This is a genomic window from Synechococcus sp. MW101C3 (genome assembly GCF_002252635.1).
Classification (GTDB): Bacteria; Cyanobacteriota; Cyanobacteriia; order PCC-6307; family Cyanobiaceae; genus MW101C3.
Genome location: NZ_NQKX01000006.1, coordinates 21702 through 45068, shown reverse-complemented (window position 1 = coordinate 45068; position 23367 = coordinate 21702). Strand labels below are relative to the sequence as shown.

Genomic DNA, 23367 nt, shown 5'->3' with positions numbered 1-23367 from the left:
TCAGGGTTGGGTGTGAGGGCCTGCAGGCGGGGCTGCCAGCGCCAGCAGCTGGCGCGCTGTCGTTTCCATGAATGTCACCGACCAGCCGGTGGTGACCACCACGCGATCAGCCAGCTCACAGAGCGGCGAGGCGGCACCGGCGCAGCTGGCGGAGAGCCCCAGGAGTGCGTTGGTGAGCTTGCCGCGCAGGCAATGCTCCGTGCCCGATTGATCGAGCACCGCTTGGGCGGCCTCCCGGGTGCGGTTGATCGCCTGGGCGAGGGCAGGCGATGGAGCAGCCGCAGGAACACCGCCACGGGCCGGGAGGGAAGGCGCTCCCACCAGGGCGACGGCGGCCAGCAGGGACGTCACCAGGGCGTATCGGCCCCGCGGACGACGCAGGACGGGAGTGAACAGGGTCACGGGCCTGAAAAGCGAAGGGGGGTGTCCTTGCGCACGCTACCGAGGTCGCCCGGATCTGCCTCACAGGAGGCAGGGTTACGTTGGACCCCCACACAGTTGGCCCGATGACGAGCAGCGCTTCCGCAGGCTCTGTTGCCTCCTGCCGCGTGACGCTGGCCAGCCCGTTCACCGACCAGAAACCGGGCACCTCCGGGCTGCGTAAAAGCACCAGCCAGTTCCAGCAGGCCCACTACCTGGAAAGCTTCGTGGAAGCTGTGTTCCGGGTGCTTCCTGGTGTGGAGGGCGGCACCTTGATCCTCGGGGGCGATGGCCGTTACGGCAACCGCCAGGCCATCGATGTGATCTGCCGCATGGGCGCCGCCCACGGCCTGGCCCGGCTGATCACCACCACCGACGGCATCCTCTCGACCCCCGCCGCCTCCCACCTGATCCGCAGGCACGCGGCGATCGGCGGCATCATCCTCTCGGCCAGCCACAACTCCGGCGGTCCCGACGGCGACTTCGGTGTGAAGGTGAACGGGGCGAACGGTGGTCCGGCGCCGGAATCGATCACCGACGCCATCTACGCCGTCACCCAGACCCTCGACGGCTACCGGATCGTGGAGGGCAGCCCCTTGCCATTGGAGGCGCCCGGCACCCACCACATCGGCGGGTTGCAGGTGGAGGTGATCGACGGCGTGGACGACTATCTGACGCTGCTGGAGAGCCTGTTCGACTTCGACGCGATCGCCGACCTGCTGGCGGGTGACTTCCCGGTGGCCTTCGATGCCATGCACGCCGTCACCGGCCCCTACGCCCGCCGCTTGTTCGAAGGGCTGCTGGGGGCACCCGCAGGCACGGTGCGCAACGGCATCCCCATCGAGGATTTCGGCGGCGGGCACCCCGACCCCAACCTCACCTATGCCCATGAGCTGGCGGATCTGCTGCTGAAGGGCGATGCCTACAGCTTCGGCGCCGCCTGCGATGGCGATGGCGATCGCAACATGATCCTGGGCCGCCGCTGTTTCGTGAACCCCAGCGACAGCCTGGCGGTGCTCACCGCCAACGCGACGTTGGCACCGGGATATGCCGGCGGCCTGGCGGGCGTGGCCCGCTCGATGCCCACGAGCGCTGCGGTGGATGTGGTGGCTGCCGAGCTGGGGCTCCCCTGCTACGAAACGCCCACGGGCTGGAAGTTCTTCGGCAACCTGCTGGATGCCGGCCGGATCACCCTCTGCGGCGAGGAAAGCTTCGGCACCGGCAGCAACCACATCCGCGAAAAAGACGGGCTGTGGGCGGTGCTGTTCTGGCTGCAGATCCTGGCCCGGCGCCGCTGCTCAGTGGCCGAGGTGATGGCCAGTCACTGGGCCCGCTTCGGCCGCCACTACTACTCCCGCCACGATTACGAAGCCATCGCCAGCGACCGCGCCCACGGCCTCTACGACCGCCTTCATGCCCTGCTGCCCTCCTTGAAGGGCACCGGCTTTGCCGGTCGCTCGATCGCCACCGCCGACGACTTCAGCTACGACGATCCGGTGGATCAATCGACAACGCGGGGGCAGGGTCTGCGCCTGCTGCTCGACGACGGCAGCCGGGTGGTCTTCCGCCTCTCCGGCACCGGCACCCAGGGCGCCACTCTGCGGCTTTACCTCGAGAGCTTCGTGCCCTCCGGCGGCAACCTGGCCCAGGATCCCCAGGCGGCCCTCGCCGATCTGATCAACGCCGCCGATGGCCTGGCCGAGATCCGCAGCCGCACCGGCATGGATCGGCCCACGGTGATCACCTGATCGGCGGTTCGATCCGGCGCGGGCATGGGTCTTGACCTGGTTCTGGGCCTTGGCCGGGAACTGGACCTGGACCTAGTTCTGTGCCTAGGGCAGGGATTACGCCTGTATCTGGTTCAGTGCCTGGACCTAAAACTGGGACTGGGCCTTCTTCCGGCTTGGCATCGTCCCCAACTCAATCCGCCGGGGCGGCAGCATCGTCCGCGGGGTCAAGCGCTGCCGTCGTCGGTCTGGTCGCCGCCGAGCTGGTGGCATCCTGCTGGGCAAGCTGCGCCGACAGCGCCCGGATCGCCTTCTTGACGGTGCGATAGGGCTTGCCGTGGGGGGTGAAGCCATAGCGCGACAGTTTGGCCAACAGCTCGTCAGCGCTCACCACGAACACCGGAAACAACTGACGGCGCTGGAACTCGGCCTGGAGATCCATCAATGTCTTGGCGGCTGAATAATCCACCGCATCGATGCCGGAGGCATCGATCACCAGCCCCTTGAGGTCCGGGCCATTCAGTGTGATCAGGTTCAGCACCTCCTCCATGAAGGCGCTGGCGTTGGCATAAAACAGATTGGCCTCGAAGCGATAGGCCACGATGCCCGGCGCCGCAAACACCCCCGCCGCCACCGGCACTGTGTGCCAGCCCCGGTCGGCGTCATGGGCCCACAGGCGCGTTCGGGGCCTGTAGGTGTGCCGCACCTGATCGATCAACGACAGGCCCACTGCCAGCAGAATCCCCTGCATCACCCCCAGCAGCGCCACACAGAGGGCGGTGAGGATGGCAATCACGAACTCGCTGCGCTGCAACCGGTAGAGCTCACGCAGGCCGCGAAGATCGATCAACTTCAGGCCGATCACAAACACGATCGTCGACAACACCACAGCCGGGAGAAAGCCGAGCGGATCGGTGAAAAAAGCCAGCACCGCCAGCACCACCGTGGCCATGGTGAGGTGCGCCACCTGGCTGCGGCCGCCGGCGGCATCCAGCATTTCCGTCTTGGTGGGGCTGCCGTTGACCACGAACGTCCCGGAGAGCGCCGCGCCCAGGTTGGCGATGGCCAGGCCGATCAGATCGCCATTCTGATCCACACGTTCGTGATGCCGCTGGGCATAGGCCCGGGCCGTGGCAGCACTCTGGGCAAGAATCACCACAAAGCAGGAAGCGGCGGTGGTGAGGGCCTGATTGAGCTGGGCGGCCTGCAGCGTGGGCCAGGCCAGCTGCGGCAGACCATGGGGAACCGCGCCCACCACCTCCAGGCCGTGGTGCTGGAAATCGAGCGCGGCACTGGCCACGATCGTGGCCACCACCGCGATCAGAGCCCCGGGCAGCCGCGGCGACCAGCGCTTGCAGCCAGCGATCACCACCAGCACCAGCACCGCCAGCAGCAGGGACACGCCGCTGGCCTGCCCCAGCCGCTGCAGCACCGAGAGGATCTGCGCGAACGATCCGTCCCCTTGCTTCTCCAGACCCAGCAGGCCGCTGAGCTCGCCGGCGGCCACCTGCAGGCCGATCCCAGTGAGCAGGCCGATCAGAGCACTGCGGGAGAGGAAGTCTGCAAGAAAGCCCAGCCGCAGCCAGGTGGCGAGCACAAGCATGGCCCCCACCAGCAGGGCTACCGCCGAGGTGAGCTGCACATAGGCGCTGGAACCTGGCGCCGCCACCGCGCTGAGCGTGGCCGCCAGGATCGCGGCGGTGGCGGAATCGGCCGCCACCACCAGCTGGCGGGAGGCGCCGAACACGGCAAAGGCCAGCACCGGGATCAGCAGGGTGTAAAGCCCGGTCACCACAGGGGTGTGCGAGATGCGGGTGTAGCCCATCACCTCGGGAATGGCCAGAGCCGCCAGGGTGAGCCCGGCGAGCAGGTCGTCGGCGAGGCCGGAGCGGCGGACCGGCAGCACGCCCCTCAGCAGCGCCACACCCAGCACGTGCGGACCGTCCGTGTGCGGGGCGGGCCGGTTGTGGGGCTCGCGGCCGGCCCTCAGAAGTCGTCTCCGCGTTCGTCCAGCGGCGCGCCAGGCTGGCCGCGGCGGGTGAGGCTGATCTGCCGCAGCGTTTCTCCCCAGGCGCCGCAGAAGCCCGCCATGCCGATCACCAGAGCCCAGAAGCGGGGGTGGATGGTCGGCAGAAGTTCACCAGGGGTGCGCGAGGCGTGGTGGGCCAACACCAGCAGCACCAGCACGGCGAGGGCATAAAGACATCCGGCCAGGGCGATGCGGCGGCGATCCACCCGCAACTGGCGGCGCGGACGGTAGCCGGCAGGGCGGGGCAGGGGCATCTCAGGCGGCCGGGCCTGACGGGAGCACCGGTTCGGTGGCCTGGCTGGCGGGGAACCAGGAGGCTTCCAGCTGCTTCATCAGCACATAGAAGGAGGGCACCACAAACAGGCTGAGCACCGTGGCCACCAGCAAGCCACCGAAGATCACGGCCCCCAGCGACTGCTGGCTGAGGGCGCCGGCACCGCTGGCCACCAGCAGGGGGAAGAAACCGGCCAATGCCGCCATGGCCGTCATCAGGATCGGGCGCAGGCGAGAGCAGGCGGCCGCCATGGCCGCTTCGGCGGAGCTCATGCCCTGCTCCATGCGCTGGTTGGCCAGATCCACGATCAGGATGCCGTTCTTGGCCGCCAGGCCGATCAATGTCACCAGGCCCACCTGGGCGTACACGTTGTTCACCTGGCCGCGCAACACCAGGAACATCAGCGCCCCGAGCATGGCCAGGGGCACCGTCATCAGGATGATCAGCGGATCGATGTAGCTGCCGTACTGAGCGGAGAGCACCAGGTACACCACCACGATCCCCAGCGCGAACACCAGGATGGCCAGGGCGCCGGCCTGCACCTCCGATCGGGTCAACGCCGACCAGGCTGAGCCGATGTTGGCGAAATTGAGCCGGCGGAACACCGCCGCGATCGTGTCGATCGCCTGGCCACTGCTCTTGCCGGCGGCCTCCACCCCCTGAATCAGCACGGTGCGATAGAGATCGAAGTGGCTGATGATCGGCGGGGCGCTGTCGAGGCGGGCCTTCACCACGTTGGAAAGAGGCACCAGCCCACCGGAGCGGTTGCTCACATAGAGATTGTTGAGGTCCTGGATCATGGTGCGGTGGCTCGCATCGGCCTGGACATACACCTGCCGGTATTGCTGCTGCTCGTAGGTCTGGTTCACGAAGCTGCCGCCCGTGAGGGTACCCAGGGCCTCCATGGCGGCACTGAAGTCGATGTCGAGCGAGGCCATGCGGTCGCGGTCCACGTCGAGGCGCCACACCGGCGCATCACTGACGAACTGGGTGTAGAGGTTGCCGAAGGTGCCGGTGCCCCTGGCCTTGGCGATCAGTTGCTTGGCGAGGCCGGCCAGTTCGGTGGGGCTGTAGCCGCCATTGCTGAGGTCGTTGAACTGGAAGGAGAGCCCCCCCTGGGCGCCGAAGCCAGGCACGGCCGCGGGCGCCTGAGCGAGCACAATCGCCCCGGGAATCTTGGCGAAGGCCTGGTTCATCCGCCCGATGATGGCATTCGCCGATTGCTCCGGGCTGGTGCGTTCCTCGATCGGCTTGAAGCCGAAGAAGAAGATGCCCTGGTTCAACGAGCCGCCGTTGAATCCGGCCCCACCCACCAGTTCTCCGGACACCACATCAGGCTCCTTGGCGATGATCCTGCGGGCCTCATCCGCCACCGCCATGGTGGCCTCGATCGACGACTGGGCCGGCAACTGGATGATGCCAAGGCCATAGCCCTGGTCTTCGGTGGGAACGAAACCGGTGGGAATCAGCACGAAGGCGGCGCCGGTGAGCAGCACCCCGCCCAGCAACGCCGCCAGCACCAGCCGCCTAAGCCGGATCACCTGTTGAAGCAGGGCGGCATAGCCACGGGCCACCTGATCGAACACCTTGTTGAAGGCCGTGAAGATGGGCATCAGGAAGGTGCCCACCACGGCCCCCACCAGGCCCAGCACCACAGCCAGCAGCCAGCCGCCGGCCAGGGTGCCGTACAACGCCCCGAAGGCCCCGCCGATCGCCGTCCAACGCCAGCCCCTGGGTTCGGTTTTGCCGCCACCGAGCAGCAACGCCGATTGCAGAGGCTTGCCGGTGATCGCATTGAAGGTGGACACGATGATCGAGAAGACGATCGTGAGCGCGAACTGCCGGTAAATCACGCCGGTGGCGCCCGGGAAGAAGGCCACAGGCACGAACACGGCCAGCAGCACCAGGGCGGTGGCCAGGATGGCGCCAGTGAGTTCCTTCATGGCATTGGAGGCCGCCACAAACGGTGGGTCACCGGCTTCGATGCGCGCCGACACGGCCTCCACCACCACGATCGCGTCATCCACCACCAGGCCGGTGGCCAGGATGATGCCCAGGAGCGTGAGTTCGTTGATCGAAAAGCCGAACGCCTTCACGAACACCATCGCCCCCAGCAGGGCGATGGGCAGGGCGAGGGCCGGCACGGCCGTGGCCTTCCAATCCTGCAGAAACAGGAAGATGATCAGCAGCACCAGTACCACCGCATCGCGCAGGGCATCGAGGGCCCCTTCGATCGAGGCATTGATGAAGTCGGTCTGGTCAAACACCTTCTCCAGCACCACACCTGGCGGCAGGGAGTTGCGGAACTGGGTGAGCACCTCATCCACCGCATCCGCTGTAGTAATCGCATTGCTGCCAGGCAACTGGATCACCCCGAAGCCCACCGATGGGTAGCCGCTGATGGCGTTGATGGCGGCCTGATTGAAGTTCTGAAAGGCGTATTCTGCGCGGCCCACATCCCCCAGACGAATCAATCCACCGTCGGGGCCCTTGGAGAGAATGAGTTTTTCGAAGTCACCAACTGTCTCCAGATTGCCGTTCACCAGAATCGGGAAGGTGGAGCGGTTTGTAGGCAGTGAGGGCGGGCCGCCCACGCTGCCAGCGATCACCACCACGTTCTGAGATTTCAGCGCATTCACCACATCGGTGATGGAAAGGTTGAAACGGGCCAGTCGTAGTGGATCCACCCAGAGGCGGAAGGCTGGATCACTGGCCCCGAAGATGTTCACCTGGCCGACACCATCCGCGCGCGTGAGCGGATACACAAGATTCAGTTGCAGGAGCCCGTTCAAGAAGGTGCCGTCGAACTGGCCTGCTGTGGACGTGAGGTTGTAAACGAGGAGGTAGCTGCCGGAGGTCTGCTGAACCGTGACCCCTTGAGCATTCACCTGGGGCGGTAATTGCGGGGTGGCGGTCTGAACGCGGTTCAGCACGTTCACCTGATCGATGTCCGCGTTCGTGCCTGGCTTGAAGTAGACGTTGATCTGGCTGCTGCCCTCCCCGGTGCTGGTGGAGGTGATGTAATCCATCCCCGGCGCCCCGTTGATCTGCTCCTCAAGCGGCCCGGTCACGGCGCTTTCCACCGTGAGCGCATCGGCCCCGGGGAGGTTGGCGTTCACCTGAATCGTGGGCGGAGCGATGTCCGGCAGGTTCTCGATCGGCAGCAGGGGCAGGGCGATCACGCCTGCCAGCAGGATGAGCACACTGCACACCGTGCTGAGCACGGGGCGGCGGATGAAGGTGTCCGAAAGGCTCATTGACGGGCCGCCGGGGAGGCGGAAGCAGGCGCCGCTGCAGCAGCGGCGCGCACAGCCAGGCCACTGCGCAACTGGGCCAGGTTGCCCAGGATCACCGAATCGGTGCTCTGCAGGCCCGAAGCCACCGGGAACATCCCGCCTTGCAGCGTGCCCAGGGTGACGGGCACCTGCACCGCCACCAGGGCACCGGCGGGTGGCGGTGGCTCAATCGGCCGGCCCAGCCGCTGCCGTGCCTCCTCGGGGCTCACAGCCAGGAACACAAAGGTCTTGCCGGCCTGGAGCAGCACCGCCTGCTCGGGAATCGACAACGCGTTGCCCTGCGAGAAGATCAACCTGGCGTTCACCCGCTGGCTGTTGCGCAGGACGCCGTCGTCGTTGGCGAAGGTGGCCTTCACCAGCAGGGTCTGGCGCTCCTTGTCGAGGGACGGGGCCACAAAACTCACGGCGCCGCGGGCCGTGAGCTCGGGGCGATCGGGCGCGCTCAGCACCACGGGCATCCCCACCTTCACGCGGGCGGCATCGGTGCCCGGCACATCGAGGCGCACCCACAGGCGGGAGTTGTCGACCACGCTGGTGACGACACCGCCGGCACGAACGACATCACCAAGCTTGGCGTTGATGCTGCCCACCTGACCGGTGATCGGAGCCGTGACGTTCTTGTAACCCAGGGTGGCTTTCGAGGACAGCAGCCGATCACGGCTCACCAGAGCCTGGGTGACATAAAAATCACGTTCCTTGGTGGTTACGGCACCCTGCTCGTTGAGAAAAATATAACGCTCGGCGTTCACCAGGTCCTTCCGGGCTTCCGCCCGATCCGAATTGGTGGTGGCCTCCTGCTGCACCTGGTCGAGCCGGAAGAGCAACTCTCCCTTTCGCACCGCCTGGCCCTCCTGCATCGGCATCGCCACGATGCGGCCATCGATCTCTGGAGCGAGCTTGACCTCGCGGATAGCCTCCAGCGTGCTCTGGTAATCGGCAGAGTCGGTGAAGACGGAAGTGCGTGGATTCACCAGCCTGACGGCCGCCGGGGGCTGCTCGGGAAGCTTGGCCGGAGCACAGCCAATGAGAGCAACCAGCGAGAGAAGAGAGGATGCCGCCAGAACGGTGGTGGGTGGCCGCAACTGCCTGGTCATGCGTTCGCCCCAGGCTGGCGCACAACGGCTGTGGTGTCTACACCCATCGCCACTCCGTTGCGTGTTGATGGGTTGCGTGGGAATGCGATAGCGAAAGCGATTGCCTATCACAGACCCGCGTAAACCTTGTGGCACCGATGCCCACTGTGCCGATCGGAAGGATCAGATCCGTTCGCGGCTTCGGCCCGTTCGGTAAACCTTCCTGTGGTAGGCGGGATCCGGGTTAGTGACCTGCAGCTGTCGCACGGTTTCAATCGCCATGCCACCCAGGCTGCCGAAGGAGGCCAACAGGATGCGGAACCACACCAAAGCACTGGAGCTCACCGTGACCGGTGTATGGGCAACGATGGCCTGAAGAAAGAGGCTGACGGAAAGACCGAGCACGGCCCCCACAAGTCCGGCGAGAACGATGCGGCGGCCTTGCAGGGGCTCGGGAGGACAGGCCATCAGGGAGCAGCGGAGGGCAACTGGTCAGGCTTGGAAGCCTCAGCGGAGCCGAATCCCTTCAGCACCACGTAAAACACAGGCACCACGAACAGAGACAACACCGTGGCCACCGTGAGGCCACCGAACACCACGGTGCCGAGTGAGGCCTGGCTGCGGGCGCCGGCACCATTGGCCAGCACCAGGGGGAGAAAGCCAAACAGAGACGAGATGGCCGTCATCAGGATCGGCCGCAGGCGGGATTCCGCCGCGTCCCGCGCCGCCGCCATCGCCGTGGCCCCCTCAGCCATGCGCTGGTTGGCCAGATCCACGATCAGGATGCCGTTCTTGGCCGCCAGGCCGATCAGCATCACCAGGCCTACCTGGGCATAGATGTTGAGCACCTCGCCGCGGGCCGCCAGAAACGCCAGAGCGCCGAGCATGGCGGTGGGCACGGTCATCAGGATGATGATCGGATCGGTGTAGCTCTCATATTGGGCGGCCAACACCAGGTACACCACCAGGATGCCGAGAGCGAAGATCACCACAGCCAGCGCTCCGGCCTTGATCTCCTCGCGCGAGAGGCCGGTCCAGTCGAAGCCGAGCCCGTTGACCTCCATCTGCTTGAACAGGTCCTGAATGCCCGTGATCGCCTGGCCGGAGCTGCGCCCCGGCGCCGGGCTGCCTTCCACCTTGATCGAGCGGAACAGGTTGAAGTGAGGGATCACCGAAGGGCCGGTGGCAGGTTCCACCGTGAACACCTCTGCCAACGGAACGGGTTCACCCTTGAGATTGTTGACGAACAGCGAGGTGAGCTGCTGCGGCGTGGCCCGGAAAGCCTCATCCGACTGCACATAGACACGCCGGATCTTGCCCTCCTGGAAGGTGTCGTTGATGTAGGCACCACCGAAATAGAAGCTGAAGGCCTGCATCGCCTGGCCGTAATCCACCTGGAGAGCCGCCAGCTGATCGCGGTTGACACTCACCTCCAGCTGCGGAGATTCAGGGCTGAACTGGGTGAACACCCGGCCAAAATCACCGGTGGCGGTGGCCTTGGCGATCAGCTGTTGGGCTCTGGCGAAGAAATCGGGCAGGGTGAGGGCGCCGGCGCTCTGGTCGAGCATCTGGAACTCGAAACCACCGGAGGTGCCGTAGCCGGGGATCGCGGGGGGCTCCACCACGAAAATCCGAGCGCCACTGATCACCGAAAGCTTGCGGTTCAGCCTCTCCACGATCGCCTCCATGGCCTGATCGGGGTTGGGACGTACGTCCCAGTTCTTTGTACCGAAGAAGAACAGGCCCTTGTTGGGGGCATTGCCATCCAGGCTGAAGCCACTGATGAGCAAGGCGGTACTGATGTCTTTTTCGGTGCGAAGGATCTCCGCCACCTGATCATTGATCTTGCTGGTGGTCTGAGAGGAGCTGCCATCGGGGGCCTGCACAAAACCGATCGCATAGCCCTGGTCTTCGATCGGCACGAAGCCGGAGGGGATTGAGGTGAAGGCCACTCCCGTAAGCACCACGCCCCCCACCAGCACTCCCATGATCAGAGCGCGGCGGCTGAGCACCCAGCCCAGGGCCCGCTGGTACCACGCTTCTCCGGAGGCGTAGACCCGGTTGAAGCCCTTGAAGATCGGGCCGAGGAAGAAACCCACCAGCACGCCGATCGCGGTGAACACCAGCACCGTGATCGGCGCTTCCACCCGGGCCATCAGCAGCCCCACCACGGCAGCGCCGATCGTGATGGGCAGACGGAGTGGCAGCCGGGTGATCAGACTCAGCAGATAGCCCAGCAGCAGGCCCGCGACTACCACACCGATCACCAGCAGAGCGCCGCGGCCACTCACCAGCAGGCCGTAGATGAAGCCGATGGATCCGCCGGCGATCGTGTAAGCGCGGCGGCCTGGCGGATCCCCCTCCCTGGCCAGCAGCAGGGCCGAGAGCATGGGGGAAAAGGTGAGCGCATTGAAGGTGGAGATCGCCACCGAAAAGATGATCGTGGCGGCGAATTGCTGGTAGATCGTGCCGGTGGCCCCCGGGAAGAAGAGCACCGGGAGGAACACCGCAAACAGCACGAGCGACGTGGCAATCACGGCGCCGAACAGCTCGTTCATCGTGCTCTTGGCGGCCTCCAGGGCAGTCATGCCCTGCCCCTTTTTGGTGGAGGTGTCTTCGATCACGGTGATCGCGTCATCCACCACCAGGCCTGTGGCCAGCACCAGGCCGAACAGGGTGAGCTGATTGAGCGAGAAGCCCGCCACCTTCACAAACAGGAAGGTACCCACCAGCGCCACCGGAATGGCAATGCCGGGCACGAGCGTGGCTTTCCAGTTCTGGAGAAACAGGAACAGGATCAGCACCACAAGCACCACCGCATCCCGCAGCGAGTTGGTGACGCCTCTGATGGACGCGTTAATGAAATCGGTGGTGTCGTAGATCTTCTCGATCTTCATTCCCGGCGGAATCGTGAGCCGGAAGTTCTCGATCACGTTCTCCACCGCCTCTGACACCTCCAGAGCATTGCTGCCGCCCAGCTGATAAACCAGCAGGCCCACAGAAGGTGTCGCCCTGAGGTCAGTGGCATTGGCGTCGTAGCTTTCCGCCCCCAGCTCCACCCGGCCCACATCTCGCAGACGCACCAGGCCGCCCTGATCGGTGGTGCGCAGAATCAGGTTGCTGAATTCCTGGGTGCTGCGCAGGCGGCCCTGCAGTTGCACGGTGAAGGTGAACAGCTGGCCCTCCGGTGAAGGCTCGCCGCCCACCTGGCCGGCCGGCACCAGACGGCTCTGGCTGCGCAACGCGTTCACCACATCGGCCGAGCTCAGCTTGTTGGCCGCCAGCCGGTCGGGGTCGAGCCAGAGACGGAAGGCGAGCTTGCGGTTACCGGCGTAGGCAATGTTGCCCACCCCACGCACCCGTTTGAGCTCATCGATCAGGTTCTGGTCAAGCAGACCACTGATGAATTCCGTGCTGTAGGCATTGGCGGCATCCTCGCTGCCGAAGTTATAAACGAGCAGAATGGAGTTGGAGGCTTTGTTCACCAAGACCCCCGACTGCCTCACTTCTTCGGGCAACTGGGGCTGGGCTTGAGACACCCGGTTCTGCACATTCACCTGGTTGATGTCACCGTCGGTGCCACTGGCAAACGACACGGTGATGGAACTGGCCCCCGAAGCGGAGCTGGAGGAGGTGATGAACTCCATGTTCTCCACCCCGTTGATCTGCTGCTCCAGCACATTGGTGACCCCCTCCTCCACCGACACCGCATCGGCGCCGTTGTAACTGGAATTAACCGTGACGGTGGGCGGAGCAATATCAGGGAGGTTCTCGATCGGCAGCAGCGGAATCGCAATTAATCCGCCGATCACGATCAGAAGGCTGCAGACGGTGGTCAGAACCGGCCGCGTGATGAAATTGTCGGAAGCAGACATCGGCGGCTCCCTACTTCACCGTCACGGGTGTGCCGTGACGCAGGGTGAGCAGGTTGGTTGTGATCACCCGATCGTTGAGATCCACGCCCTTGAGCACCGGATAGCGGTTGTTCTGCAGCTCACCGAGCTGCACCGGCACCTGCAAGGCGAAGCTGGTGCCCGGTGGCAACTTGCGCAGCGCCTCCAGGTCGGCCCTGCCGGGGTTGCGCTCCAGATCCTGCAGGGTTCCCACCGCGAACACAAAGCTCTGACCCGACGATTGGGTGACCGCCACGAACGGCACGGAGGGCACATCGCCGGCCGCCAGCTGTACGCGGGTGCGCAGCCGCAGACCGGTGCGCAACGCACCATTGGGATTGGGGAACTCCGCCTTCAGCAGCAACGCCTGGGTGCCGGGGGTGACGGCCGGGTCCACCGATCCCACCACGCCCCTGGCCAGCACCCGATCGCCCAGCGGCTCCTGCAGCACCACCGGCAGGCCGGGCCGCACCCGGTCGCTGAAGGCGCCCGGCACATCGATGCGGGCCATCAGCCGGTCGTTGCGCACCACCTTGGTGAAGGGCGCGCCGGCGGCGATCACATCGCCCTGCTTCACCTGCAGGTCACTGATCACCCCCCCGATCGGCGCGGTGAGGTTGTTGAAGGCGAGGTCGGCCTGTCGGGCCACCACCGCCTCGCGCGACTGGATGTATTCGGCGCGCAGCTGATCACGCTGCAGTGCGCTGGCGGCACCCTGGCGCACCAGGAACTCAAAGCGCTCGTAATTGAGCCGGTCCTTGTCGCGCTGCGCGATCAGGCTGGCCACATCGGCGCGCACCTGGGCCTGGTCGAGCACGAGCAGAAGCTGGCCCTGGCGCACCACATCGCCCTGACGCACGAACAGGCGCTCGATGCGGCCGGCGGTCTGGGCGGCCAGCTGCACTTCCTCAATCGCCTCCAGGGTGCTGATCGTGTCGACATCGTTGCTGAAGCGACCCAGCGCCACCGGCTGGGTGGACACCTGCACCTGGCGCTGCTGCGGCGCTGGCGGGCCGCTTCCACAACCCGAGAGTGCCAGCAGGGCGGCCGCCAGAGACACACCCGTTCCAACTGACATGGAGCGGAGAGGAAGAATCACGCAGCAGGCTCTGGTTGGGGGGATTCTGAAGGACCCACGCGTCAATGCACTGCGCCGGGGTGGGTCGCAGGATTGTCACCCACCGGGTCAGCATGCCGAGGATTGCGGCGAACCAGAAGGGTGTGACCGATCTGTTCGACTTCGAAGCTGCGCGCCAGCGCCAGCAGATCGCCCCGCTGGCCGACCGCATGCGGCCGCGCGGGCTTGATGACTTCGTCGGCCAGGAGGCGATCCTCGGCCCGGGGCGCCTGCTGCGCCGCGCCATCGCCGCCGACCGGGTGGGCAACCTGATCCTGCACGGGCCACCTGGTGTGGGGAAGACCACACTCGCCCGCATCATCGCCGGGACCACCCGCTCCCACTTCGCCAGCCTGAACGCGGTGCTGGCGGGGGTGAAGGAGCTGCGGGCCGAGGTGGAGGCCGCGCGTGAACGGCTGGGTCGGCACGGTCTGCGCAGCTTCCTGTTCATCGATGAGGTGCACCGCTTCAACGCTGCCCAGCAGGACGCCCTGTTGCCCTGGGTCGAGAACGGCACGATCACCCTGATCGGCGCCACCACGGAAAACCCGTTCTTCGAGGTGAACAAGGCACTGGTGAGCCGCTCCCGCCTGTTCCGCCTGCAACCGCTCGAACCTGGGGATCTGCGCCGCTTACTGGAGAGGGCGCTGGCGGATGTGGAGCACGGCTATGGCGGGCGGCCGATCCAGATCGATGCCGACGCCAGCGCCCACCTGCTGGATGTGGCCGGCGGCGATGCCCGCAGCCTGCTCAATGCCCTGGAACTGGCGGTGGAAACCACAGACCCCGGCGCCGATGGGGTGATCCGCATCGATCTGGCGATCGCCGAAGAGTCGATTCAGCAGCGGGCCGTGCTCTACGACAAGCAGGGCGATGCCCACTTCGACACGATCAGTGCCTTCATCAAGTCACTGCGGGGCTCCGATCCCGATGCCGCCCTGTTCTGGCTGGCCCGCATGGTGGAGGCAGGCGAAAACCCCCGCTTCATCTTCCGCCGCATGCTGATCGCCGCCGGTGAGGACGTGGGGCTGGCGGACCCGCAGGCCGTGGTGGTGGTGGAGGCCTGCGCCGCCGCCTACGAGCGGGTGGGCCTGCCCGAAGGGCTCTACCCCCTGGCCCAGGCGGCGCTCTACCTGGCCTCCACCGAAAAGAGCAACAGCGTGCTGGGGTTCTTCGATGCGCTCAAGAGCGTGCGTGCCACCAGCCGCCAGGAGGTGCCCTCCCACCTGCGGGATGCCAACCGCGATGGCAAGGCCTTCGGCGACGGGGTGGGCTACCGCTACCCCCACGCCTACGCGGAGCACTGGGTGGCCCAGCAATATCTGCCCGGTGCCCTGCAGGGGGAGGTGTTCTGGAAGCCGGGTGCCCTGGGCTGGGAGGGAGGGCTCGGAGCGGGCCTGCAGCGGCGTCGGGCTGCCCAGCTGGCGGCCGCGGCCGAAGCCGATCTCGAGCAGGGGATCCTGCTCACCACTGGCCCGGAGGATCCGGCTCTGCAACGTTGGCTACGGCGCCAGATCGGCAGTGAGGGCCAGCGCCTCGAGCGGCTGCGGCAGCGCTTCTGGCAGGGGGTGCGGTGGCAGCGGCAGGACCGCTGCCTGGTGTTGAATGCGCGCTCGCTGCTGTGGAGCCTGGATCCGCTCGACGCCACGCCGGAAGGAGGCGTGGTGATCACGGTGGCGGCAGAGGCGGAACGGGGCCGGCTGGAGGCCCAGCTGCAGGTGCTGGATCAGCTGCGACGCCCGCGGCTGCTGTGCGTTCCCAGTGATCAGCCCGAGGCGCTGATCGCGACTCTGGAGCCGGGGGAGCGCTTCGAGTGGATCGTGGGCCGCTCTCCTTTTCAGGAGCTGGGGCCGTCAGGCCTGGCGGCCTGGCTGGATCGCATCGACGAGCTGGCGGCGCCCCAGGCCCAGATCCGGTTGCTGCAGAGCCTGCCGCTGATCGGTCCAGCAGGAGCCCTCACTGAGCTGGTGCGGCAACGGCAGCGATCCATGCCCCGGGAGCTGGCCACCCTCCTGCAGCAGGCGGCTGCCTGGGAGAGCGGCGAACTGGCCAACGGCCCCGGCGCGGACGCCCTGCAACAGGGCCTTGAGGCGCGGGGCTGGCGCGTGGCAGCGGAGCAGTGGCGCGAACCGCTCAGCGTGACGCTCTCCGCCGGTTTGCGTCAGCGCTGGTTCGGCGAGGGGGCGAGCTATGGGCGCCAGCTGAGCGCCGCCCTCGGCAGCAGCTCCACCGGGCGGCTGGAGCAGCTCAGCGCCGATCTGGAAGGGGCAGAGCTGGCACAGGCCTTGCAGCACACCCTGCTGGTGGCCATGAAAAAAGCCCCGGGAATCCCGGGGCGGTAAGGCTGAACCGCGAGGGTTCACCAGAGGCCGCGGATGGGCATGGGGTCGGCGGCGGCAGGGGCAACCACAGGAGCCTGGAAGTTTTGAACCTTGGCCACGGGATCGCCCATCTGGTTGGCCTGGATGCAGGCCGGCAGGAAGACGTACCAGGACAGCAGGGAGGTGCACTGGGCGGAACCTTCCTTGCACTTGCCTTCGGCGCAGATGTTCTGCTTGCCGTCGTAGGTGCCGCAGGTATCAGCCAGGCGGTAATCCACCGGCAGCGCCGCCATGATTCCGGCCGAGGAAATCTGGCCGTCCTTGGCATCGGCGATGATCGCGCTGCGCAGACCCTGCACGGCGTAGGTGCTCATCGTCCAGTAAGGGAAATAGCTGCGGCTCTGATTCTTGAGGAACTTCACGCCCTCATCGGAATAGAGGAAACGGGTGACGCCGACCAGGTCGACGCTGTACGACTTGGAGAGACCGTCGCGCACTTCGGCGGCCGTCCAGCCGGAAAGATTGAGGCCACCAGCCAAGCCACGGTCGGTGATTTCGCCGGTTTCTAGGAAGGTGCCGAAAGCGCCCATGGGGGTGGACCAAACGGCACCGCCGGTGTTCCAGCGCACGGGGAGGTCGTTATCAACAGCGGCGGAGGCCGGCAGGGTGGAGGCCACGAGAGCCGACCCCATCAGGAGGCCAGCGGCAAGACGCTTCAGCACGGATCAGTTCTGGAACAACAATCCGAACCTAATCAGCCCGGTTGCATCTGCCAACAACTCGTCATCGGTCGAACATGAAGACCCAAGCGCGTCAGGTGCTAGGGATGCGGCGCCTCTGCAGCGGAACCTCATCAGCGTGGGGCATGACCGGCAGGCCGCTCACCAGGGGTTCAAGACCGCACCGCCCCTGCGGTGGCGGGGCGAACGGCCGGTAGGGCCACCCAGCCGGCGGGACACAGGAGCCGGTTGTCCTGGCTGGGGAAGGCCTCGGGATCAGGCGCCGGCCGGGATCCACGGCAGACGGCACCGCGGGGGGCATTCTCGACGGCCTCCACCCGGGCAAGGTAGATCTCATCGCCACCGGTCGGGGTGAGCACCAGCTGAACCCGGTCCTGGTTGAAGACCACATCGGCCGTCATGGTGGCGGGAATCTCGATGCCGAGCACATCGAGGTAAGGGGTGAAGCCGCCCCAGAAGTAGCGGGTGATCTCCGCGCCCACGAAACGGTTCAGCAAGAGCGACACCTGTTGGCGCTGCCCGAGCAGGGCTTCCTGGGTCTCCAGCCGCGCCAGCAGACCCGCCGTGTCCGCATCGGTACGGCTGGCCAGGGGGGGGTGCAGGCGCATCTGGGTGAGGCCGGCCAGGCCGAGCACCGCCAGGAATCCGATCAGACCGAGGCGCACGACGGGGGCCATGAGCGGCCAGGAAGTGGGCGGACCCTAGCCGCCCCTAGGCTCCAGACAGCCCAGCTTTGGACAGCTTCATGACCCTTGAGATCGGTGATCCCGCGCCTGAGTTCACCCTGCCGGATCAGGAAGGCCATCCGGTGCAGCTCTCCGCTCTGAAGGGCCAGCGCGTGGTGATCTACTTCTATCCGAAGGATGACACCCCGGGCTGCACCAAGGAAGCCTGCGGCTTCCGCGATCTGTGGAGCCAGTTCGAAGCCCATGGCATCAAGGTGCTGGGCATCAGCAAGGACGGGGCCGCCAGCCACGGCAAGTTCATCAGCAAATACGAGCTCCCCTTCACCCTGCTCACGGATGCGGAACCCTGTCCGGTGGCCACCGCCTACGAGAGCTATGGACTGAAGAAGTTCATGGGCAAGGAATACATGGGGATGATGCGCCACAGCTTCGTGGTGGCCCCCGATGGCACCCTCGAGAAGATCTACCGCAAGGTGAAAGCCGAGGAAATGGCGGAGCAGGTGCTCATCGATCTGGGCCTGAGCGCCCCAGCCGCCTGAGCCGGGCAGCGCTCAGCGCGTCCAGCGCCTCCAGCGCCAGGTCGGGCACGAGCTCGAACGGCTGACCCAGCTCCTGCAGCAGCGGGGCCAGCCGGGGGCCATCGCCGCCGGTGAGCCACAGGCCCGGCGGCGGCTCCGGATCGTGTTGCCGGCAGGCCCCGGCGATCGCATGGGCCAGCCCCCACAGGCAACCGCTGGCCATGGCAGCTCCAGTGACGCTGGGCCAGAGGTCGAGGGGCGTGGCCGGATCCGGGAGACCCTGTTGCGGCAACAGAGCCGTAGCCCCGGCCAGCGCCGCCAGCTGCAGACCGGCGCCAGCCAGCAGCCGTCCGCCCGCAAAGGCGCCGCTTCCGGCCACCCGGGTGAGGCTCAGCGCCGTGCCGGCATCGGCCACCAGCACCGCGCCATCACGGCCATCGCTTTGGCCCTCACCCCCCAGGCGCCCTTGAGGCGCCAGACGCGCCTGCTGACGCTGCCAGGCTCCCCAGCCCGCCAGAGCCCGATCGATGCCAAGCCAGGCCGGCATGCCCAGCAGGGGCACGGCATCAAGCGTGCACCTGTGCCGCAGCGGCAAGGCCAGCTCCGGCGGCAAGGGGCCCACGGCGGCCCAGGCCACCAGCAGGTCGCGGTCTGCTGGCTCCAGGCGCTGGGGCGGCCGCGTGCTCCAGCAGCGGAGGCCTGCCAGTTCATCAGGCTCCGAGGCCGGTTCGCGCCGCCCCCAGTGCCAGTGAGTGTTGCCGATCAGCAGCACCAGGCTCGCCGCGCGGCCCGGAGTGCCGCCGGCGAGCCCCACCACCTAGATGCCCTCGCCCATCACACCGGAGAGATGGATGCCGCATTCCTGATGCAGGCCACCGAAGCGGGTGGCGCGGCCACTACCGTCGTCGGGGCCGCTGGAGTGCCAGTCGCCCACAGTGGAGTACCCCTGTTCGAAGAGCGGGTGCTGGGGGAGGCCGTTGTTCTGCAGGTAGTAGTAGACGTCCCGGTTGGTCCAGTTCAGCAGCGGTCGAAGCGACCAGCGGCCCCGCACCGGTTGGAGCGGCAGCATTGAGGCGCGGTGGTCAGTCTGTACGCCACGCACCCCGCTGGCCCAGCAGGCCACGCCGATCGTGTCGAACGCGCGATCGAGTGGTTCCACCTTGCGGAGGCGGTGGTACAGATCCAGATCATCGGCATCGCCTGTGGCCCACAGCCGGCCATGCAGCGCCTCCATACGGGCCGGGCTGAGCTCGGCTTGGGCCACGTGCAGATTGAGCGACAGCAGATCCGTGAGCTGCTCTGCATAGCGGTAGGTCTCGGGGGGGAGATAGCCCGTGTCGACCCAGATCACCGGCAGAGCGGGATCGTGGGCGGCGGCCATGTGCAACAGCACCGCAGACTGAATGCCAAAGCTGGTGATCACGGCGAAGCGATCCCCGAAGGTGTCCGTTCCCCAGCGCAGCTGATGCGGGGGAGTGAGGCTTTCCAGTACCGCCCCTGCGGCCTCGGCGTCGAGTGGCAGGCCCTGGCGGTCGGTGGGAAGGGTGGGGGAGATGGTGGCGGCCATGAACGCCATCATCTCCTGTGATGAAACGCTCTGGTTAGGGTTCGGGTAGCCAACGCCACAACCGAGACGCCGTACCCATGGCGGAGACCAGCGGGGACCGCACCCCCTTCCCCAATCCAGCCGAAGCCGGTGCGGGCACCACGTCCTCGTGGGAGCCCCCCCATCCGGTGGTGATCGTCGGGGGCGGCTTCGGTGGCCTCTACACGGCGCTCGCCCTGGCTGCCCGGCGTGACCCTCCGCCTGTGGTGCTGGTGGAGCCGAACGAGCGGTTCGTTTTTCTGCCGCTCCTCTACGAGCTGCTCTCCGATGAGCTGCGTGCCTGGGAGGTGGCGCCGCCCTACGCCAGCCTGCTGGCCAGCCGCGGCATCGCCTGGCTGCGCGACCGGGTGGTGAGCATCGACGCCGCCAGCGGCACCGTCACCACCGCGCAGGGCCGCTGCCTTCCCTACTCCCGGCTGGTGGTGGCCACCGGTAGCCGCAGCAATGATTTCGGCATCCCCGGCGTGCACGACCACGCCCTGCAGTTCCGCTGCCTGGCGGATGTGGAGCGCCTTCAGGCGCTGGTACAACAACTCCAGGCGCAGCAGCGCCCCCTGCAGCGTCTGGCGATCGTGGGGGCCGGGGCCAGCGGAGTGGAGCTGGCCTGCAAGCTTGCCGACCTGCTGCACGGCCACGCCGTGCTGGAACTGGTGGAGCAGGGCGCCGAGCTGTTGCCTGAGGCGCGAGCCTTCAACCGGGAGCAGGCCCGCGCCGCCCTGCTGCGCCGCGATGTGCGCCTGCGCACCCACACCCGGGTGGAAGCCGTGGAGGCGGGCGGGGTCACGCTGCGACACGAACCGGCGGGCGGGGGCGCCGCCAACACGGAGCATCTCAGCGTCGATGGCGTGGTCTGGACCGCCGGGGTGACAGCGGCGGCGCCGGCGATCACGCCCACCGCGGCCACCGACCGCCGCGGCCGTCTGCTTTGCCACCCCGATCTGTCGTTGGTGCACCATCCCCACCTGTTTGCCCTCGGCGATGTGGCCCATGCGGCCGATGCCGATGGTGAGCCCCTGGCCGGCACGGCCCAGGTGGCCTTCCAGCAGGCCGACGTGCTGGCCGACAACCTGATTCGCAGCCTGGCCGGCGAACCCACCAGCCCATTCCGTTGGAACGATCTCGGCGAGATGATCAGCCTTGGCATCGGCGAGGCCAGCCTCACCGGGCTGGGCCTCACCCTGGCCGGATCCGCCGCCTACCGCCTCCGCCAGCTCACCTACCTGGGCCGTCTGCCGGGGCTCCCCCATCAGCTGCGCGTGGCCGCCGGCTGGCTTTCCGACCTGGGCCGCCCCCTGTTCGGCGCCGGCGAACCCGCCCGCACGCCGCCGCCCCGACCCTGATCGCCGCCGCTGCCACGGACGCCTGGCCGGCCCCGAAGGGGCTGCTGCTCGATGCGATGGGCACCCTGATCGGCCTGCGGGAATCGGTGGGCACCACCTATGCCGCCGCCGCCGCCGGGCATGGAATCACGCTGAGCGCTGCCGCGATCGACCAGGTCTTTCCGGCCGTGCTGCGCCAGGCCCCGCCCCTGGCCTTTCCGGGTCTGCAACAGCAGGAACTGGAACGGGCCGAGCGACAGTGGTGGGGCGCACGCATCGATGCTGCCCTGCAGGGCGCTGGCAGCGGCGCGCCCGCCCCTGGCGCCCTGCAGGAGGAGCTGTATCTCCGCTTTGCTGATCCTGCTTTGTGGCGGGTGCTCCCCGGGGTGGCTCCCGCGCTTGAACACTGGGCGGCCGTGGGCCTCCGGCTGGCGGTGGTGAGCAATTTCGACGGGCGTCTGAACGGGCTGCTCAGCGGGCTGGGCCTGGCGGAACATCTTCAGGCGGTGATCGTGTCCAGCGCGGCCGGGGCCGCCAAACCCGATCCCCTGCCCTTCCGGCTGGCGCTGACGGCCCTCGGCCTTGAGGCCGCTGAGGTGTGGCATGTGGGGGACAGCCCCGAGGATGCTGAAGGGGCGGCTGCCACCGGTGTGCGTTGCCTGCGGATCCAACGCCCCTGACCCGATGCACCCGCGCCGTTGAAACAAGCTGTGCTGATGGGGCGTGTCAGCGGTCTGCGCCCCGCCCAGAAACGCCGCCTGGAGCGGCTGTCTCACCGCCGGCACCCGGAAGGGGGAGGCGCGGAACTGCTCTGCCTGCAACGGCTGGCCGCCGAGGCCCGTGAGCTGGAGCTGCCGCTGAGCCTGGTGGTGGACGGCCGCGGCCTCACCCGCCTGCTGTGGGTGGGGCCACTGGAGCAATCGGGCCGGCTGATCGAGCGACTGCCCGGCAGCGAGCGGCGCCAGGGGAGCGACCTGCGCCTGATCACCTGCGTGGGCCGCAAGCCCGGCCTGGAGCCGCTGGCCAGCGAAGCGCTGGTGGGGCTCGATCTGGAGCCGCTGGTGTGGCTGCGCTACCCCGACAAGGCCGCCGCGGGGGGGCGCTGGGCGGCAGCGTCCTACACCATCAGCCAGGAGGAGGGGCGCCCCTGGGCCCTGTACCGAGAGGCCGACCTGGCCGAGCTCTGCGAGGCCGCTGACTCGCCATTGCCCGCGGAGGCCGCCAACGACGCCCCGGGGCCGGCGCCCCAGGCTGGGCCCGAGCGGGTGCTGTTGCTGGCCCTGATCGGTGAGGACGGTGCCGCCAGCCAGCGCGACATCGCCGAGCTCGAAGGGCTGGTGCGCAGCGCCGGCGCGCTGCCGGTGGGCTTGATCCAGCAGAAGCGCCAGCAAGCGGCGCCCCAGACGCTGTGGGGGGAAGGGAAACTGCGCGAGGCGGCCCTGGAGGCCCGCCGACTGGGAGCCACCCTGGTGGTGACCGATCGGGACCTGACGCCGGTGCAGGCCCGCAACCTGGAGCGGCTGCTGGACCTGCCGATCAGCGACCGCACCGAACTGATTCTCGACATCTTTGCCCAGCGGGCCGCCAGCGGCGCCGGGCGTCTGCAGGTGGAACTGGCCCAGCTGCGCTACCGGCTGCCGCGGCTCAGCGGCCGCGGCCAGAGCCTCTCGCGTCAGGGGGGTGGCATCGGCACCCGGGGCCCGGGGGAAACCCAGCTGGAAAAAGACCGGCGGGCCATTGCCCGACGCCTCGACCGCCTGCAGCGGGAGGTTCAGCGGCTGGGGGAGCACCGGGCGCGCCTGCGCGAGGGACGCCAGGGCGTCAGGCGGCTGGCCCTGGTGGGCTACACCAATGCCGGCAAGAGCTCCCTGCTCAATGCCCTCACCCGCCCGGTGGCGGGGGAGGAGGTGCTGGCCGAGAACAAGCTGTTCGCCACCCTCGATCCCACCACGCGGCGGCTTGACCTGCCGGATGGGCAAGGGGGGCTGGTGCGGCTGTTGATCACTGACACGGTCGGCTTCATCCGCGCCCTCCCGCCGCCCCTGGTGGAGGCGTTCCGCTCGACGCTGGAGGAAACCCTCGACGCTGATCAGCTGCTGGTGGTGGTCGATCTTTCGGACCCGGCCTGGCCGCAGCAGCTCGAAGCGGTGAACGCCCTGCTCGACACCCTCGGCAGCACCGCGCCGCGTCAGATGGTGGGCAACCAGATCGACCGCTGCGACGCGCAGGCGCTGGAGCTGGCCCGCACCTTGCACCCCACCATGCTGTTTGTGTCAGCGACCGCAAACTTCGGCCTGGAGGGACTGCGTAACTGGATGATCACCCGGGTCAGCTGACCGCAGGGCTAT

18 protein-coding genes are annotated in these 23367 nt (G+C 67.4%); 6 read left to right on the top strand and 12 right to left on the bottom strand.

The features are described from left to right. Positions 1-402 carry a hypothetical protein gene (locus CJZ80_RS08475; RefSeq protein ID WP_094512516.1) on the bottom strand — a complete coding sequence of 134 codons (402 nt, stop codon included), beginning with the start codon at positions 400-402 and terminating at the stop codon, positions 1-3. Positions 403-506: 104 nt separating this feature from the next. Between CJZ80_RS08475 and CJZ80_RS08470 the strand changes: the two genes are divergently transcribed. After that, positions 507-2168 carry an alpha-D-glucose phosphate-specific phosphoglucomutase gene (locus CJZ80_RS08470; RefSeq protein WP_094512513.1) on the top strand — a complete coding sequence of 554 codons (1662 nt, stop codon included), beginning with the start codon at positions 507-509 and terminating at the stop codon, positions 2166-2168. 172 nt (positions 2169-2340) lie between these two features. Here CJZ80_RS08470 and CJZ80_RS08465 read toward each other — a convergent pair whose 3' ends face one another. The 7 genes from CJZ80_RS08465 to CJZ80_RS08435 form a co-directional block, all read right to left on the bottom strand. Next, on the bottom strand, positions 2341-4080 hold the full coding sequence (locus CJZ80_RS08465) for a SulP family inorganic anion transporter (protein WP_233132930.1): 1740 nt from the start codon (positions 4078-4080) through the stop codon (positions 2341-2343). A gap of 53 nt (positions 4081-4133) precedes the next feature. Further along, positions 4134-4430, bottom strand: a complete 297-nt coding sequence (locus CJZ80_RS08460; protein WP_094512510.1) for a hypothetical protein — start codon at positions 4428-4430, stop codon at positions 4134-4136. A gap of 1 nt (position 4431) precedes the next feature. Beyond that, positions 4432-7707, bottom strand: coding sequence for an efflux RND transporter permease subunit (locus CJZ80_RS08455; RefSeq protein ID WP_094512504.1), 3276 nt, complete (start codon positions 7705-7707; stop codon positions 4432-4434). Beyond that, positions 7704-8717 (bottom strand): efflux RND transporter periplasmic adaptor subunit, encoded by a 1014-nt coding sequence (locus tag CJZ80_RS08450; protein ID WP_158217459.1) that lies wholly within the window; start codon positions 8715-8717, stop codon positions 7704-7706. Before CJZ80_RS08450 ends, CJZ80_RS08455 begins: the two co-directional genes overlap by 4 nt. A gap of 285 nt (positions 8718-9002) precedes the next feature. Next, entirely contained in the window at positions 9003-9287 is a 285-nt protein-coding gene (locus CJZ80_RS08445) for a hypothetical protein (RefSeq protein WP_094512495.1), read from the bottom strand. Then, positions 9287-12694, bottom strand: a complete 3408-nt coding sequence (locus CJZ80_RS08440) for an efflux RND transporter permease subunit (protein ID WP_094512492.1) — start codon at positions 12692-12694, stop codon at positions 9287-9289. Before CJZ80_RS08440 ends, CJZ80_RS08445 begins: the two co-directional genes overlap by 1 nt. Positions 12695-12704: 10 nt before the next feature. Beyond that, positions 12705-13811 (bottom strand): efflux RND transporter periplasmic adaptor subunit, encoded by a 1107-nt coding sequence (locus tag CJZ80_RS08435; RefSeq protein ID WP_233132929.1) that lies wholly within the window; start codon positions 13809-13811, stop codon positions 12705-12707. A 92-nt stretch (positions 13812-13903) separates the two neighbouring features. On the opposite strand from CJZ80_RS08435, the gene CJZ80_RS08430 reads away from it, so the two are divergent. Further along, entirely contained in the window at positions 13904-16171 is a 2268-nt protein-coding gene (locus CJZ80_RS08430; protein WP_094512485.1) for an AAA family ATPase, read from the top strand. A gap of 17 nt (positions 16172-16188) precedes the next feature. On the opposite strand, the gene CJZ80_RS08425 is transcribed toward CJZ80_RS08430, so the two are convergent. Continuing rightward, on the bottom strand, positions 16189-16872 hold the full coding sequence (locus CJZ80_RS08425) for an alpha/beta hydrolase (protein WP_233132928.1): 684 nt from the start codon (positions 16870-16872) through the stop codon (positions 16189-16191). Between the two features lie 170 nt (positions 16873-17042). Continuing rightward, positions 17043-17567: a hypothetical protein gene (locus CJZ80_RS08420; RefSeq protein ID WP_094512480.1), complete on the bottom strand. Its 525-nt coding sequence runs from the start codon at positions 17565-17567 to the stop codon at positions 17043-17045. A 68-nt stretch (positions 17568-17635) separates the two neighbouring features. Between CJZ80_RS08420 and bcp the strand changes: the two genes are divergently transcribed. Continuing rightward, positions 17636-18115 (top strand): thioredoxin-dependent thiol peroxidase, encoded by a 480-nt coding sequence (bcp, locus tag CJZ80_RS08415; RefSeq protein ID WP_094512786.1) that lies wholly within the window; start codon positions 17636-17638, stop codon positions 18113-18115. On the opposite strand, the gene CJZ80_RS08410 is transcribed toward bcp, so the two are convergent. Next, complete coding sequence (locus CJZ80_RS08410) at positions 18081-18911, bottom strand: type III pantothenate kinase (protein ID WP_233132927.1); 831 nt, start codon at positions 18909-18911, stop codon at positions 18081-18083. The two genes, bcp and CJZ80_RS08410, sit on opposite strands and share 35 nt — an antisense overlap. Next, positions 18912-19661 carry a phosphoadenylyl-sulfate reductase gene (locus CJZ80_RS08405; protein ID WP_233132926.1) on the bottom strand — a complete coding sequence of 250 codons (750 nt, stop codon included), beginning with the start codon at positions 19659-19661 and terminating at the stop codon, positions 18912-18914. 77 nt (positions 19662-19738) lie between these two features. On the opposite strand from CJZ80_RS08405, the gene CJZ80_RS08400 reads away from it, so the two are divergent. Genes CJZ80_RS08400 through hflX form a run of 3 tightly spaced genes read left to right on the top strand, consistent with a single transcriptional unit; the run spans position 19739 to position 23355 of the window. Further along, a complete protein-coding gene (locus CJZ80_RS08400; protein WP_094512472.1) occupies positions 19739-21040 on the top strand; it encodes an NAD(P)/FAD-dependent oxidoreductase in 1302 nt (433 codons plus the stop codon). Then, positions 21037-21699, top strand: coding sequence for an HAD-IA family hydrolase (locus CJZ80_RS08395; protein ID WP_261346547.1), 663 nt, complete (start codon positions 21037-21039; stop codon positions 21697-21699). Before CJZ80_RS08400 ends, CJZ80_RS08395 begins: the two co-directional genes overlap by 4 nt. Before the next feature lie 36 nt (positions 21700-21735). Beyond that, positions 21736-23355, top strand: coding sequence for a GTPase HflX (gene hflX, locus CJZ80_RS08390; protein ID WP_233132925.1), 1620 nt, complete (start codon positions 21736-21738; stop codon positions 23353-23355). Positions 23356-23367 lie beyond the last annotated feature (12 nt).

Excerpts from the sequence above, each read along its gene's own strand:
- CJZ80_RS08440 (WP_094512492.1), bottom strand. The coding sequence starts at position 12,694 with ATGTCTGCTTCCGACAATTTCATCACGCGGCCGGTTCTGACCACCGTC.
- CJZ80_RS08420 (WP_094512480.1), bottom strand. The coding sequence starts at position 17,567 with ATGGCCCCCGTCGTGCGCCTCGGTCTGATCGGATTCCTGGCGGTGCTC.
- CJZ80_RS08460 (WP_094512510.1), bottom strand. The coding sequence starts at position 4,430 with ATGCCCCTGCCCCGCCCTGCCGGCTACCGTCCGCGCCGCCAGTTGCGG.
- hflX (WP_233132925.1), top strand. The coding sequence starts at position 21,736 with ATGGGGCGTGTCAGCGGTCTGCGCCCCGCCCAGAAACGCCGCCTGGAG.
- CJZ80_RS08400 (WP_094512472.1), top strand. The coding sequence starts at position 19,739 with ATGGCGGAGACCAGCGGGGACCGCACCCCCTTCCCCAATCCAGCCGAA.
- CJZ80_RS08430 (WP_094512485.1), top strand. The coding sequence starts at position 13,904 with ATGCCGAGGATTGCGGCGAACCAGAAGGGTGTGACCGATCTGTTCGAC.
- bcp (WP_094512786.1), top strand. The coding sequence starts at position 17,636 with ATGACCCTTGAGATCGGTGATCCCGCGCCTGAGTTCACCCTGCCGGAT.
- CJZ80_RS08455 (WP_094512504.1), bottom strand. The coding sequence starts at position 7,707 with ATGAGCCTTTCGGACACCTTCATCCGCCGCCCCGTGCTCAGCACGGTG.
- CJZ80_RS08405 (WP_233132926.1), bottom strand. The coding sequence starts at position 19,661 with ATGGCCGCCACCATCTCCCCCACCCTTCCCACCGACCGCCAGGGCCTG.
- CJZ80_RS08445 (WP_094512495.1), bottom strand. The coding sequence starts at position 9,287 with ATGGCCTGTCCTCCCGAGCCCCTGCAAGGCCGCCGCATCGTTCTCGCC.
- CJZ80_RS08470 (WP_094512513.1), top strand. The coding sequence starts at position 507 with ATGACGAGCAGCGCTTCCGCAGGCTCTGTTGCCTCCTGCCGCGTGACG.